The 14,793-nt window shown below is 74.2% G+C and carries 12 protein-coding genes; 7 read left to right on the top strand and 5 right to left on the bottom strand.

Annotation, left to right across the window (positions count from 1 at the left end):
- Positions 1-195 precede the first annotated feature (195 nt).
- The 3 genes from IF88_RS0138635 to IF88_RS0138625 all read right to left on the bottom strand — a co-directional run bounded on the left by IF88_RS0138635 (position 196) and on the right by IF88_RS0138625 (position 4,179).
- A complete protein-coding gene (locus tag IF88_RS0138635; RefSeq protein WP_234323864.1) occupies positions 196-942 on the bottom strand; it encodes a DUF4344 domain-containing metallopeptidase in 747 nt (248 codons plus the stop codon).
- Between the two features lie 617 nt (positions 943-1,559).
- Positions 1,560-2,078, bottom strand: a complete 519-nt coding sequence (locus tag IF88_RS41675; RefSeq protein WP_063754905.1) for a hypothetical protein — start codon at positions 2,076-2,078, stop codon at positions 1,560-1,562.
- A gap of 1,198 nt (positions 2,079-3,276) precedes the next feature.
- Positions 3,277-4,179, bottom strand: coding sequence for an NAD-dependent protein deacetylase (locus tag IF88_RS0138625; protein ID WP_030723830.1), 903 nt, complete (start codon positions 4,177-4,179; stop codon positions 3,277-3,279).
- Between the two features lie 2,115 nt (positions 4,180-6,294).
- Here IF88_RS0138625 and IF88_RS0138615 point away from each other — a divergent pair.
- The 7 genes from IF88_RS0138615 to IF88_RS0138580 all read left to right on the top strand — a co-directional run bounded on the left by IF88_RS0138615 (position 6,295) and on the right by IF88_RS0138580 (position 13,625).
- A complete protein-coding gene (locus IF88_RS0138615; protein WP_030723824.1) occupies positions 6,295-7,023 on the top strand; it encodes a hypothetical protein in 729 nt (242 codons plus the stop codon).
- A 233-nt stretch (positions 7,024-7,256) separates the two neighbouring features.
- Positions 7,257-8,540 (top strand): TerD family protein, encoded by a 1,284-nt coding sequence (locus IF88_RS0138610; protein ID WP_051838298.1) that lies wholly within the window; start codon positions 7,257-7,259, stop codon positions 8,538-8,540.
- A 402-nt stretch (positions 8,541-8,942) separates the two neighbouring features.
- Positions 8,943-10,643, top strand: coding sequence for a phospholipase D-like domain-containing protein (locus IF88_RS0138605; protein WP_107050739.1), 1,701 nt, complete (start codon positions 8,943-8,945; stop codon positions 10,641-10,643).
- A gap of 447 nt (positions 10,644-11,090) precedes the next feature.
- Positions 11,091-11,465 (top strand): hypothetical protein, encoded by a 375-nt coding sequence (locus tag IF88_RS0138600; RefSeq protein WP_030723816.1) that lies wholly within the window; start codon positions 11,091-11,093, stop codon positions 11,463-11,465.
- A gap of 378 nt (positions 11,466-11,843) precedes the next feature.
- Positions 11,844-12,098 (top strand): hypothetical protein, encoded by a 255-nt coding sequence (locus tag IF88_RS0138590; RefSeq protein ID WP_234323863.1) that lies wholly within the window; start codon positions 11,844-11,846, stop codon positions 12,096-12,098.
- Positions 12,099-12,403: 305 nt separating this feature from the next.
- Positions 12,404-12,952, top strand: coding sequence for a nuclear transport factor 2 family protein (locus tag IF88_RS0138585; protein ID WP_030723810.1), 549 nt, complete (start codon positions 12,404-12,406; stop codon positions 12,950-12,952).
- A gap of 175 nt (positions 12,953-13,127) precedes the next feature.
- A complete protein-coding gene (locus IF88_RS0138580) occupies positions 13,128-13,625 on the top strand; it encodes a DUF1772 domain-containing protein (RefSeq protein WP_030723806.1) in 498 nt (165 codons plus the stop codon).
- 221 nt (positions 13,626-13,846) lie between these two features.
- Here IF88_RS0138580 and IF88_RS0138575 read toward each other — a convergent pair whose 3' ends face one another.
- Positions 13,847-14,464, bottom strand: coding sequence for a DUF1772 domain-containing protein (locus IF88_RS0138575; protein ID WP_030723803.1), 618 nt, complete (start codon positions 14,462-14,464; stop codon positions 13,847-13,849).
- Positions 14,465-14,618: 154 nt separating this feature from the next.
- The coding region (locus IF88_RS45020; RefSeq protein WP_199808204.1) for an adenosylhomocysteinase at positions 14,619-14,793 on the bottom strand (175 nt) is incomplete at its 5' end.

Raw genomic sequence — 14,793 nt, 5'->3', positions numbered from 1 at the left:
GGGCCTGGACTACATGAACGAGCGCTACGGCAGCCCCGTCGGCGCCTGGAACTTCTGGTCCGCCAACCACTGGTACTAAACCAGCAGCACCCAGCAGACCCCAGCAGCACCCAGCACCGCCCGGCAGCACCCAGCAGGCCCCCCGAAGACGCCCGGCCGGATTCTTTCCGGCCGGGCGTCTTGGTGTGCGCCGGGTCATTTCAGATAGGGCTGAAGGAGCCTGTTCCATGACCTGTGGATCTGCTCGTACTCCTGCCGGCAGCCCTCGGCCCGAAGCGGTGGCAGCACACCGTCGGGGTTGCCCACGGCGATGACGGCCGACGCGAACGCGGCGGGGTCCGAGCCGTACAGCCAGCAGATCTCGTTGTAGAAGCGCTGCGCGCTGAGCGAGTGCTCGTCGGAGAACAGCCCCGAGAGGTCCCCGGCCTCCTGCGCGTCGGCCAGCGCACCCCACGCGTTGATGGTGCTCACCGCGTAGTCGATGTGCTGCTCGCCGCCGGTGGCAAGGAGCAGCGTGGCGAGCTGGTCGACGGCGTCCTCCTCTTTCCCGGTGATCGGCAGGTCGTACATGTCGACCAGGCCGTGACCGAGCTCGTGCAGGAGCACACCGTTGGAGAACCCGATGACGCCGTCTTCCGCGGCCCGGGTCCGGTCCGCGGCGCTGCCGGAACCCTCCCGCGCGGCCTGCTCCAGGAAGACGGGCCTTGTCTCCTCGACGAGCTCGTAGCAGTACGTGATGTCCTTCGCCCGCGGGTCCCAGGAGGCGTTGGCCCCGCCGCAGCTCTTCGCGACCACGGGCACGTCGTAGGCGAGTGCGATCCGCTCGTTGGCGAACGCGGTGACGTGCTCCAGTACCTCGTTGTCCTGCAGGAACCTCTGGGTCCGCCGGTCCTCGGCCGTCCTGCCGTCCTCATACCGCGGGACCAGCCTCCCGCGACCCACCGCAGAAGACGGAGAAGACGGAGAGGACGGAGAGGACGGAGAGGCCGGAGAGGCCGGAGAGGGCGTGGTGGGCGGGGATGTGGCGATGGACGGGGGCCGTGCCGCGGCCTGTGTCCGCCCGCCGGAGGAGCCGTCGCCCGTGGAGGAGCAGCCCGTGGCGGCGACGGCCACCGCCGCGGTCACGACCGCGGTGGCGGCGACCGCCCGCATCCTGGCTGCTCCCACCGCTGTCACCCCTCGGCGCGGTCCGTCCTCGGACACAGCCTGGTGCCGTGCCGCTGCCCCGGCCCGCGCATGTGCGCCAGCCGGGTGAAACCCCGCCTCGGGTGAAACCCGCCACCCCCGCTCCGACCACCCCCGCTCCGACCACCCCCGCTCCGACCACCCCTGCCTCGGCCACTGCGGCCGCCCCCGCCCCCGCCCCACCACCGCGGCCACCCCTGGCCCCCACCACTGTGGCCACCCCCGGCTCTCCACCACCGAGGCCGCCCGTCCGCCGTCCCCGCCCCGGCTCGGGCGGCCGCCCCGCCCCGGCCCCTGCGGCCGCCCTCACCTCCGCCCGGCCACTGCGGCCGTGCCCGGCCGCCGGCCGGGCGGGCTGCGGGCTTCACCGGAGGTCAGTTCATACCGCCCCGCCCCGCCCTGGCCTGCCCCGCTGCGTTCCGGCGTTCACTGCCCCCGGTGGGTGGGCGGAAGTCTGCCCGGCCGCCCTTCCTGGACCGATTCCGGTCGAAGGACCACGTACACGCACCCGTCGGCACGGCCGTCCCAGCTCTGCACAGAGCCAGCCGCATCGTCGTCGTGGCCGGCTGGCAGTCGGCGACGGCCTTGGCGTGCTGCTGCTCCTGCGCGTACGCCACAGCGGCGGCGTCACAGCCGGCCAGGTCCGCCACCGCCGCCCGCGCCCGCGTCCGCGTCCGCAGGACCTCGTAGTGGCCCGGCCCACTCGTACCCGCGGCGGTGGCCGGTATCGGGAACAGCCCCTCGCCGTGCTGCAGCGTGGGGGCGAGCGCGATCGCCGCGCACAGGCCGACGACCAGCGAGTACGCGACCAGGACACGCATGTACGGCGGCCGCGGGCCGGGCGCCCACGCCGGCTGTCCCTGGAAGGCGAACACCGCCGAGAAGAGCGTCACCCCGATAAAGGGTGGCGCACCACTGCCAGGAACCCTGGACGAGTACGAACGTCAGCACGGCGGCGAGTCCGATCCCGATGCCCCCGGCCTGACCGGCAGGGTCACAGCCCGTCCCGGCGAGTGCGGGCCTTCGGGTTGGTTCCTTCAGGGCCGGGGCGGGCCACGGCCCCTTCTCCCGGGCTTGGAGGCGTCAGCACCCGGCATCCGCCGCGCCGCGCGGCGCCGCCGGCCCGACCGCCATGCCGGACCAGCCCGGACGGCACCCGGGACGCCGCCCGGACGGGGGAGCCGCCGGCCCGGGCCCCGGGTTCCGGTGTGGACGGGCCTGACGGGGGAGCTGCACTCCGGCCCGCCGCCCCGGCTTTTGACGCGGACGAACCCGACGGGGTACCGCCCGCCCGCACACCCCCCGGGCTTTGGCGTGGGCGAGTCGCACACCGGCCCGGGTCCCCCGAGTTCCGGGACGGGCCTGACGGGGATGCCGCCCGCCGGCCCGCCGCCCCGGATTCCGGTGCGGGCGAGCCGCACACCGGCCGCACCCCGGGTTTTGTCGCGGACAAACCCGACGGGGGAGCCGCACACCGGACCGCCGCCCCAGATTCCGGCGCGGACGAAGCCGTACTCCGGCCGCACACCGGGTTTCGGCGCGGGCGAGCCGACGGGGGGAGCCGCACACGGCCCGGGCCCCTGGGTTCTGGCACGGACGCGGGCCTGACGGGGGAGCCGCATACCGGCCCGCCGCCCCAGTTCCGGCGCGGACGGGCCTGACCGGGGGAGCCACATACCGGCCCGCCGCCCCAGATTCCGGCGCGGACGAAGCCGTACTCCGGCCGCACCCCGGGTTTCGGCGCGGGCGAGCCGACGGGGGGAGCCGCACACGGCCCGGGCCCCTGGGTTCTGGCACGGACGCGGGCCTGACGGGGGAGCCGCATACCCGGCCCGCCGCCCCGGATTCCGGTGCGGCGAACTCGACGGGGTAGCCGCATACCGGCCCGCCGCCCCGGATTCCGGTGCGGGCGAGTCGTACTCCGGCCACACCCCGGGTGTGGCGCGGACGGGCCCGGGACGGGGGAGCCGCATACCGGACCGGCCTGCTGCCCCAAGTTCCGGCGCGGACGGGCCCGGTGGGGGAGCCGCATACCGGACCGGGCCGCCAGCCCGGGTTCCGGTGGGGGCGGGTTCCGGTGGGGCCTGGTTCTCAGGCGTCTGGTTGTGCCTCGCCGAGGGGGATGTCCAGTTGTTCGGCCAGGGTGGTGAGGGTGGTTCCCAGGGGGAGTGCGACGCGGGTTTCGGCGTGTCCGTCGCCGCGGGTCGCGTCCCGGTTGACGATCAGTACGGGCTTGTCCGCCTGGGCTGCCTGGCGGACGAACCGCAGGCCGGACATCACCGTCAGCGAGGAGCCCAGGACCAGCAGCGAGGCCGCCGCGCCGACCAGTTCGCGGCACTGCTCGACCCGCCGCGGCGGAACGGCTTCGCCGAAGAACACCACGTCGGGTTTGAGGATGCCGCCGCACCGCGAGCAGTCCACCACACGAAACTCCCCGACTTGTTCGTCGGTGAGGTCGGCGTCACCGTCCGGGTTCAGCCGGGCGGCCATCGGCGCGAAGCCCGCGTTGGCGTCCTGGAGCCGCCGGGCGAGTTCACGGCGCGAGCCGAACGCACCGCAGGAAAGACAGACGACCCGGTCCAGGCCGCCGTGCAGCTCCACCACGTCCTGGCTGCCGGCCGCCTGGTGCAGACCGTCGACGTTCTGGGTGATCACTCCCGAGAGCAGGCCGTGCCGCCCGAACGCCGCCACCGCCCGGTGCCCGGCATTGGGCCTGGCACGGCCGAAGGTCCGCCAGCCGAGGTGACTGCGCGCCCAGTACCGGCGCCGGGCCCGCTCACTGGCGGTGAACTCCTGGTAGGTCATCGGGGTGTGCCGGCTCAGGCTCCCGCCCTCACCCCGGTAGTCGGGGATCCCCGACTCCGTGGACAGACCCGCCCCGCTGAGCACCAGCACACCGCCGGCCCGCAGCGCATCGGCGACCGGCCCCGGATCCGTGGTGCCGGGCCGCAGCTCCCCCCTCGGGGTCCAGTTCAGCGTGGGACGCATACGCATGCAGCCAGCGTACGGAACAGCACCGACACCGCCCCCACCACCCGTGTGCACCGCACCACCCATCACCCACCACCACACCGGCCGACAAACGACCCCGACCGCACACCCCCGGCTTCCACGCCCCCCGGCTCCCGCACCCCGATCCGCAGTTCCCGCGCCCCGCGCCCCGATCCGCAGTTCCCGCGCCCCGATCCCCGGCTCCCGCGCCCCGATCCCCGGCTCCCGCGCCCCGATCCCTGGTTCCCGCGCCCCGATCCCTGGTTCCCGCGCTCCGGTTCCCGCGCCCCGATTCCCGCGGTCCGGCGCCCCGATCCGCAGTTCCCGCGCCCCAGTTTCCCGCGGTCCGGCGCCCCCACCCCACCCCCGGCTCCCGCGCCCCGATCCGCGGTTCCCCCACCTCCGGTTCCCGCGCCCTGATCCCCGATCCCGCGCTCCGACCCGCGGTTTTGGTACCCCGTTCCCGCGCTCCGATCCGCAGTCTTCATCGTCAACGCCGCGCCGTCCTCGATCGAGCATGACCTCAGGGCCGGCCCCGCCCTGCTGGAGCTGGCCGTCGGCGGGTACGGGCGTCGCCTACGCCGTCCTGCTGGTCCTCGGCGACCGCGTCGGCGACAGCCTCGGGCGCCGCCCGGTCTTCCTCGCCGGGATGGCCGCCTTCGGCCTCGCCTGCCCCGCCTGCGGGCTCGCCCCGAGGCCTGGGGCCTGGTCGCCGCCCGGACCGTCCAGGGCGCGGCCTGCGCCCTCATGCTGCCGCAGGTCCTCGCCACCCTCCAAGCCACCACCGAAGGCCCGCGCCGGGCCCCGGGCCTATCCATGGGCGCCGGGCAGATTCGCGGCGGTGTCCCGGCCGCGGCCAGGACACCGGAACCGGCCGGCGCGCGATGTTCCGGGTCAACGTGCCCGTCGTCCTCCCGGGCCTGCCGCCGGCCCAGCGCACGGTCGGCGGTACCCGCGCCGGCCGGCCGCGCACGTCGGCAAACCCGGCACCCTGCTGCTCGCCCTGTCCCTGCTCTGCCGCTGCCGCTGCCGCTGCCCCGGGGGCCGGGGGCCGCGGGGGCCGGGGGCCGGGCCGCCGGCCGGCCAGCGTGGACGTGGATCTGCCCGGGCGTCTTCCCTCTGTCCGCCACCGGCTTCCACCTCACCGAGCGCGGGGCCGGCCGCCGCGGCCACGCTCCGCTGGTTCCGTCGAGCCTGCCGCGCCTGGACCCACCGTGCCGCGGTCTGCTCCTGCCGCTGCCCTTCTCGGCCGGCTCCAGCGGCTTCGTGTTCGTCCTCGCCCAGGCCCCGCAGCAGGGTGTGAGCATGGGCCCCGGTTGGGCCCGGTTGGGCCCGGTCACGGCGGGCGGGGCACTGGTGCCCATGGCGCGGCCTTCTTCGCCGCCCCCTGGCCGGGCCGCGCCTGATCACCCGCCTCGCCAGCCGCACCGTTCACCACCGGCGGCCTCCTCCAAGCGGCCGCCGTCACCGTCCTGCCGGCCACCGTGCACTCCAGGTGGCCCGGGCCCGGGCCGGCCGCACCGGCCCCGGCGTGTTCCTTGCGGGGCCCGGGCCCGGGCCTCCAACTGCCCGTGCTGATGCGCCTGATGCTCCCGCCTGCGCCTGCGCCTGCGCCTGTGCCCGTGCCCGTGCCCGTGCCTGTGCCTGCGCCCGTGCCCGTGCCCGTGTCCGTGCTCTCGCCCGTGCCCGTGCCGGCCGCCTCGGGGCCGGGGCCGGGGCCGGCAGCGGCGTCATGATCACCGCCCAGCAGTCCTGCCTCGCGGTCGGCGCCGCCACCCCGGGCAGCCCCTTCCTCCCCCGGCACCCACGGCCCGGCCTGCGTGACGCCGTCACCGCCCTCCACCTCCGGCTCGCCCTGACTGCCCTGACCGCCCTGCTCGCCCTGCTCGGCCTCGCACGCACTCACCGTCCTGCTCGGCCTCGCACGCACTCACCGTCCTGCTCGGCCTCCGCCCTGCCCCGCACGCACCGACCACGGAAAGCCGGTACCCGCCGGGGTGCGAGAGGTGAAAGGGTGGCGGCGCCGCCAGGGAGCACAGCCCGGGCGCCGGACGTTGGATCATCGAAGGGAGCGATGCGTTGCACCCACCGCACCACCCGAGCGATGAGGAGGACCCGATGAGCGCGGCCGACGAGGGACGGCAGTGGCCGGACGAGGTCAGTGTCGACAACGCGAGGACGACGCTGCTGCAGCTCCTCGCGCGAACGGGAGTCCCCTGCGGTGACGCGCGGCAACTGATCGGGCTCCTGGAGGCCGGCGCCCTGGCCCTCGCGCACGAGGAACTGAGCGGCGGCCGCACCGCGCCCGGGGACAAGGGCCAGGCCTACGCCTCGGGCTGGCTCGACGGCGCCGCCCACCTCCTGGACGGCCTCGGCGCACTCACCGAACGGACCCTGACAGACGTCGTGGGAACGGACGGGCAGACGGGCCCGGCGGGGGAGCGACGCCGGGCCGGGCGGATGGAAGTCGAGCGGGCCCGGGTGGCGGTCTCCCCCCTGTACCTGTCACTCACCAAGGTCTCGGAACTGGACCCGGAGGTGACCGACGAGGTCCTCGCCGCCGTCCTCGCCACGATGAGCCCCCGCCAGCGGGCCGGCTACACCGGACGGCTGACCGCGTTCGCCACAACCCACCGGGACCGCCTGGAGCGCCTGTTCGCGGCGTACGGACCGGGCAGCGCCATCACCGTGCACGGCCGCTACTCGCTCCTGCACTCCGTCACGAGCATCGCCGTGCTGGAACGGCTCCTCACCGCCCCGCGGGAACTGCGCGAGGAGTGGGACGCCGCGGCCCTGCCGCCCGCATGGCTGGACGGACTCACGACCGCCTGGAACACCCCTGCCTGAACACAACCGCCTGAACACCCCGCCTGAACGCTCGCCTGAACGCTCGCCTGAACGCCCCCGTCTGAACGCTCGCCTGACAGGCCGCCATCTGGGAGGAACCACGGCCGGCGCCCGCCCCGCCACACCCAAGAGGAATGATCGCCTCCCTCCCGCACATCCCGCATGGTGTCCGCCATGAGCCACATAGCCAAGGGGGCCAACTCCTACGTCCCCACGTCGCCCTCCGCGTCGCCGTGCGCCACGAACCGCGCCCCGCAACCCTGCGGGTCGAAGCCGCCGCCCTGCTGCTGGACGCGAACGGCACGGCGCGCACAGGCGCCGACGTGGTCTTCCAGGCCCGGCCGGTCCACCCCTCGGCCGCCGTACGGCACACGAGCGACCCCCGCGACGACGGCACGCAGTGGCTCGAACTCGACCTGCCGCACATCGAGGCGGAGATCGAACGCGTCCTGGTCGTCTGCTCGACGGACAGCGGCACGGCCGGGGACCTGACGCAGCCGACCGTGGAGGCGTTCGCGCCGAACGGCGTCTCGGTCGTCCGCTACACGGTCACCGACGCCCCGACCGAGACCGCGTTCGTCTTCGGCGAGTTCTACCGCCGCGCGGGCGGATGGAAGTTCCGCACGGTGGGCCAGGGTTACGCCTCCGGGCTGGCGGGCCTCACCTGCGACTACGGCATCGAGGTCACCGCCGCACCACCCTCCCCCACACCGGTGGCCACGCTCCCTCCGGCCCCGGCCACGCTCCCTCCGGCCCCAGCTCCGGCCCCGCTCCCCCCGGCTTCGCCGTCGTCGGGCTCCGTTCTGCTCACGGGGCTGTCCAAGACCAGTGACCCCCCTCCCTTCCCGACGTCCTCGCCCGTATCCGCGGCCGGCCCGGGCCCGGCCCCCCTCGCGCCGGACCGCCCGTATCCCGCCGGCGGGTGGGCCTTCGGGCCGGTCTTCGAGCCCTGCACCATCGAGGGCAGGGGCAGGCAGGTCGTCACCGCCGGCCATCGTGTCCCGCTCGGTCCCGTCCTGGTCGAGATGACACACGAAGGTGACGACTACCTCTGCGTGGAACGCCTGAACAAGGCGAACAAGGACGACCAACTGGTCTTCAACTCCACGCTGAAGGACATCCGGGGCCGTGCGGCCGTCGAACCGGCCGAAGACCGCCCGCTGCGCCTGCGCATCCAGGCGTCGAACCGCTGGACGCTGACCTTCAGGCCCCTCGCCGACGCCCGCAGGCTCGAGTCCGGGCGGGAACTGAGCGGCCGCGGCCCCGAGGCACTGCTCTACACGGGGCCGGTGGCCGACCTCAAGGTCAGGCTCCGCGACGAGACCGGCGGCAGCCTCTGCTGCATGTACGGGTACGAGGTCGCCGGCCACACGACGATCGCCGCGGCCCCCGAGAGCCTCCTGGTCAACGAGGCCGGCCGCGGCGCCAGGGCGAGCACCCCGCTCCCCGAGGGGCCCCTCCTGCTCCGGTTCATCGATGCCGAGGGCTCATGGCGCATGAAGCTCCGCGCGGTCTGAACGCACGCGCAGCCAAGCCCGCACCGGCGGCTCTTCCCCGAGCCGGGACATCGTGGGCGGCCACACCGAGGCCGGGGAAGCGGTCCTTCAGGCCCTCGCACGCGAGGCCGGGGAGGGGACCGGCCGGCGCCCGGCCCCGGCTGGTTCACCCGCGAGAGCCCCGCCCGCCTCAGGGAACACCGCGGGCCGGGGCAGTTCCCGGTCCGCGGCCTCGGCGCCCGCGCCCTCGCACACCGCCCGGCCACCACCTCGCAGGGCGCACGGGGGGCCTTGGGTGGCCGGAACTCGCCCGGGGCGGGTGAACACAGGGCTACGTACTGGTAACTTACGCGAGTTGATCAAGGTCGGAGGCGTGGCCGGCCATGCTCCCGGCCAGAGCCACCCCCCAGTCAAGGAACCACATTGGCACGCACCGTCCGTACGACGGCCTTCGTCCGCACCCCGGCCTTCGTCCGCACCCCGGCCCTCGTCCGCGCCTCGGCCCTCGTCCGCGCCTCGGCCCTCGTCCGCACCCCGGCCCTCGTCCGCACCTCGGCCCTCGCACTCGGCTTCTCCCTCCTCGCCGCCGCCCCCGCCCCCGCGTTCGCCGCGGACGCGCCCGCCCCGCACCTGGACGCGGTCGAGCAGACCCTGCGTCAGGTCTCGCCGGGCCTTGAGGGCTCGGTGTGGGAGCGCACCTCCGGAAACCGGCTCGGCTCCTCCGTGCCGCAGGGGGCCGACTGGCTGCTCCAGACCCCCGGCTGCTGGGGTGACGCCACGTGCGCGGAGCGGCCCGGATCGCGCCGTCTCCTGGACAAGACGCGCCAGGACATCGCCGCCGCCCGCCAGACGGTGGACATATCGACGCTGGCGCCCTTCCCCAACGGCGGCTACCAGGAGGCGATCGTCGCGGGCCTGAGGGAGTCCGCACAGAAGGGCAACCGGCTGAAGGTGCGCATCATGGTCGGCGCGGCGCCCGTCTACCACTCCACGGTGATCCCCTCGTCCTACCGGGACGAGCTGATCGCGAAGCTGGGCCCGGCCGCCGCCGCCAACATCACCCTCAACGTGGCCTCGATGACGACCTCGAAGACCGCGTTCTCCTGGAACCACTCCAAGCTGGTCGTCGTGGACGGCACTTCGGTGATCACCGGCGGCATCAACAGCTGGAAGGACGACTACCTGGAGACCTCCCACCCGGTGAGCGACGTCGACCTCGCGCTGTCGGGGCCCGCCGCCGGCTCCGCGGGCCGCTACCTGGACACCCTGTGGGACTGGACCTGCCGCAACAAGAACAGCTGGAGCTCGGTCTGGTTCGCCGCCTCCGCCGGCGCGGACTGCATGCCCTCCCTGCCCCGGCCCGCCTCCCCGGCGGGCGCGGGAGAGGTGCCCGCGCTCGCCGTCGGCGGTCTGGGCGTGGGCATCCGGCAGAGCGATCCCACCTCCTCCTTCCGCCCGGTCCTGCCCACGGCCGGCGACACCAAGTGCGGGATCGGGGTGCACGACCACACCAACGCCGACCGGGACTACGACACCGTCAACCCCGAGGAGAGCGCCCTGCGCGCCCTGGTCTCCAGCGCCACCTCGCACATCGAGATCTCCCAGCAGGACGTGCACGCCACCTGCCCGCCGCTGCCCCGCTACGACATACGCCTCTACGACGCGCTCGCCGCGAAGCTCCTCTCCGGGGTGAAGGTCCGCATCGTGGTGAGCGACCCGGCCAACCGCGGCACCATCGGCAGCGGCGGCTACTCGCAGATCAAGTCGCTCTCCGAGGTCGGCGACGCCCTACGCGGCCGCCTGACCGCCCTGACCGGTGACGGCGGCCGCGCCCGGACGGCGATGTGCGAGAACCTCCAGCTGGCCACCTTCCGCGCCTCCGACCAGCAGACCTGGGCGGACGGCAAGCCCTACGCCCAGCACCACAAGCTGGTCGCGGTCGACGGATCGGCCTTCTACATCGGCTCCAAGAACCTGTACCCGTCCTGGCTCCAGGACTTCGGGTACATCGTCGAGAGCCCGGCCGCGGCCGGACAGCTCAAGAGCGACCTCCTGGACCCGCAGTGGCGCTACTCCCAGGCCACCGCGACCCACGACTACACCCGCGGCCTCTGCCAGAGCTGACCCCCACCCGCCCCCGCCCCCCCCCCCGCCCCGCCGGGCCGCGCCCCGCCCCGCCCGCCGGGCCGCGCCCCGCCGCGCCCCGCCGGGCCCCGCCGCGCCCCGCCGGGCCCCGCCGGGCCCCGCCGGGCGGCGCCCCGCCGCGTCCGGCCGGGCGGGGCGCGGCCCGCGCGAGGCCAGGAACTATCGCACCCGATGGTTGGGGGAGGTGGAGGGTATGGAGACGAAGACGTACACGACGATCGGGCTCCGCAGGCAGATGGGTGAGATCCTCGACCGCACCCGCATTGCCGGCGAGCCCGCCGCGATCACCCGAAAAGGGCAAGACCCTCGCCTGCCTCGTGCCTGCCGAACGGTTCGAGCAGTACACGGTGCGGCACCCCGGGGCCTGCGGCGCCGACCAGGATGCCGCCTGACCGCCTCGGACCGCAGGCCGGGCATCCCTTCGTCATGACAGCGCGGCCCGTCCACTTCGACGGACCCGGGGGCGACGGGCCGCGCCGGGCGCCGCCGATGCCCGCACGCACCCCGCAGGGTCTGCGCCTGGCCCTCCAGGAGCACGCCCCGCACCTGCCGGCGGACTTCCAGGCGCACTGGCGTCGCGCGGTCGCAGACGCCTTCGGCCTCGCCCCGGTCCCGGCCTTCACGCGCCTGTGGTGGACGCAGTACGCCCTCGCCCTCGCCCGCGGCCTCGGCCTCGAGGCTCACCTTCTCGACCTCGAAACCCGGGCCGCGCAGTCCGAGGGCCCGCAGGAGTCCACTGCCCTGCTGGCCGAGTACAGCCGGCTGCGGCGTCAGGCGGCGGCCGTGGAGCCCGGCCGGTGACCGGTGAACTTCCGCAACCGCCCTGGCAGATGGAGATGGACTGGATGGCCGAGGCGCTCCGGGGGTTCGAGCGCATGCCCGGGGGCGGCGGGCGGCTGATATGCCGGCACGCGCCGGGCTGGTCACGGCCGTGGACCCGTACGGCCGCGAGGTGGTGCCGTTCGCCCAGAGGCCGGCCGCGCTCGGCGCCCGGTAGCCACGCCCGGGCCGCATGGGGCGCACGGCGCCCCCAGGGGGGTGCGAGGGGGCGCGAAGTGTCGAAACGATACTGCGGCGGGCATTGGAGTGAACCACCGTTCCCGGCGGCACCCCTTGGCGGTTGGACCGGCCGACGCGCACATCGACAGGCGCGCCGTTCCAGACATCTTTAGGGGAGCCATGCGTATTCGTTCTGCTGTCACCGCCTCCGTCCTGGCCGCCGGCATCCTGCTGGGCGGGGCCGGTGCCGCCCTGGCCAACGACGGGGTCGACATCGACTACTTCTCCGGCGGTCACGCGGCCTCCTCGTCGAAATGCTCCACGCTCGCCGCGGTGCCCCAGAGCCGTCCCGGCTACACCGGCCCCACCTACGCCTCGAACTGCGTCACCGACGGCGAGAAGGAGTGGGTCAAGGGTCACCACCTGGGCGCCTGACCCGCAAGCGGTTCAACGCCGCGGGGGCGGACCGACAGCCATGTCGGCCGCCCCCGCGGCGCGTCCGCTCCCGCAAGGACGGCCGCCGGCAGGTTCCGGCGGACACGGGTGGACAGGGCCGGGCAGTGACCGGGTCCCGCAGCCACTGGCAAGTGGACAGCGCCCGCCGGGAGTCTGTGTGCCGTGAACGCCGCACGTACGCACAGCGCGAGGCGGCGCGCCCCGAGGCGGTCGGCCGGCCCGACCGGCGCCGCCGCCGGCCAGACCGCACCCGCCCCGCACCCGTCCCCGAAGGAGTACCCGCCATGGCCTCCCGCCCGCCTCGCACCCTCACCGTGCTGACCGCCGCCGCGGCCCTGTCCGCCACCACCGCCGCCCATGCCGCCCATGCCGCCCATGCCGCCCATGCCGCGCATGGCGTGCGGGACACCGGCCGGCACACGCCCGGGATCGTCACCGCCTGGGCCCGGGCCTGGAACGGCACCGACCCCCACGCCCTCGGCGCCCTGTTCACCGCCGACGGCACCTATACCGGCGAAGCCGTGGCCATCACCTTCCGCGGCCGGGGCGAGATCGCCGGGTGGAAGGCCCGCGCCGACACCCTCATAGCCGACGTCCGCGTCACCGTCCGCGCCACCCGCCTCGACGGGGACCGCGTCACCGTCCAAGCCGGCTACTCCGGCCATCTCCAGGGCGCACCACGGTCCTTCGCCGCGCCGATGACCACCGTCCTCGACCTGGATGCGCACCACTGCCGGATCGCCTGCGGCCAGGACCACTACAGCCTGGCCGCCGTCCTGGCCCAGTCCGGCCTGCCCGCCGACTGGCCCCCGCCCGCCCCGCCCGCCCCCTGACACGCGAGCGCAGCCGGCGACGCACCGCTTGAAAGCCACTCGAAGACCGCTCGAACCGCACCCCGCCGGAGCCCACCGCGCCCGTATGATCCCCATGACTTGACGATTCGATGACCCGTTCCCGAAGAATCGATGACCGAGAGACTTGGCGGACGGACGAACAGGGGGACGCACGATGGAGACCGCACGCCTGGCCTCGCTCATCGCCGCCACTGTCACCACGGGACTGGTCAGTGGCCTCTTCTACGGTTTCTCCGTCTCCGTGATGCCGGGTCTGAAGCGCACCGACGACCGTACGGTCATCGAGGTCATGCAGCGCATCAACGTGGCCATCCTCAACGGCTGGTTCGTCCTCGGCTACATCGGGGCGTTCCTGTTCACCGCCCTGGCCCTGGCCCTGCACATCCCCTCCGACGGACGCGAGGTGCTGCCGCCGCTGATCGCGGCCCTGGTCTGCTACATCGTCTCGATGGGCGTCACCAACAAGGTGAACATCCCGCTGAACAACATGCTGGAGAAGGCCGGACCCGTCGCCCGCATCGCCGACCCCGCCGCCGTCCGCCGCGCCTTCGAGGGCCCCTGGTCCCGTGCCAACGTGTGGCGCACCCTGCTGTGCACGGCCTCCGTGGGCTTCCTGTCCTGGGCCCTGTACCTGCACGGCCAGACCGGCTGACCCCCACACCGGCCGTCCCTTGGCCGGCTCCCCCCCAGACCGGCCGACCCTTGGCCGGCTGCCCGCGAGACCGGCTGACCTCTGGCCGGCTGCCCCCTCAAGCCATCCCCCTGGCCGGCCGTCCCCCCGGCCGGCCGGGGGGACGGGACGCACGAAGTCCCCCGGTCGGGTGGCCGGGGGACTTCGCGGTGGTGCTGTGGGGGGAGGCTTCGGGCCGCGGTTCAGCGGGTGGCGCGACCGTAGAGGACCAGGGCACGGGAGAGGGCCGTCAGGGCCGCCGTGCACAGCAGGGTGCGGACGATGTTGGTGGAGACCCAGGTGCCCTTGAACTTGTCGACGATCGAGAAGTCCGTCAGCTTCGAGGCGTCACCCGCGTCGGCCAGTTCGTTGTTCAGCGGAATGTTCACGGAGAAAGTGATCATCAGGACGACGAGGTAGACGACGGCAGCCACGCCGACCCAGACCGCCACGTTACGGCGGCCGCCCCGGAACTCGACGACCGCCGAGGCCGCCGACAGGAGCAGGGCGAGCACGAAGGCCATGCCGAAGATCCCGTTGCCGTCGATCGCCGAGTTGAAGTTCTGCATCGCGGTGACGTAGGTGCGCTCGTCGCCCGCCGCCAGACCCGGCATCACCGAGACGTCGAAGGCGAAGAAGAGGCCGGCCATCAGGCCCATCAGGACCGTGGAGACCAAAAGGAGAGCGGTGGCCACCTTGCCGCGCCCGGCGGGTGCCGGGACGGGGGGCTGGGGCTGGGCGTAGGGGCCGGGCTGGGTCGCGTACGGGCTCGGGCCACCGGCGGGGTAATGCTGGGGGCTGCCGGCCGGATTGGGGTTCATGGGACATCCTCGTCTGGGGTGGTGGGAGCACTGCTCTCCCTCGGCACGGACGTCCGATCGTGACATTCCCGGGGACACCCGGCCATGGGCTTTCCACCGGCTCTCGAGCGAACCTCAAGAGCCGGTGGCTCGATCTTTTCGGTAGCCGGTTCGGTCAGTAGCGGTAGTGGTCCGGCTTGTACGGGCCCTCGACCTTCACGCCGATGTACGCGGCCTGCTCCGGGCGCAGAGTGGTGAGGCGGACGCCGAGGGCGTCGAGGTGGAGGCGCGCGACCTTCTCGTCGAGGTGCTTCGGCAGCACGTAGACCTCGGTCGGGTACTCCTCGGGC

This window comes from Streptomyces sp. NRRL F-2580, from assembly GCF_000720115.1.
Classification (GTDB): domain Bacteria; phylum Actinomycetota; class Actinomycetes; order Streptomycetales; family Streptomycetaceae; genus Streptomyces.
This window is presented reverse-complemented; position numbering and strand designations above follow the sequence as displayed.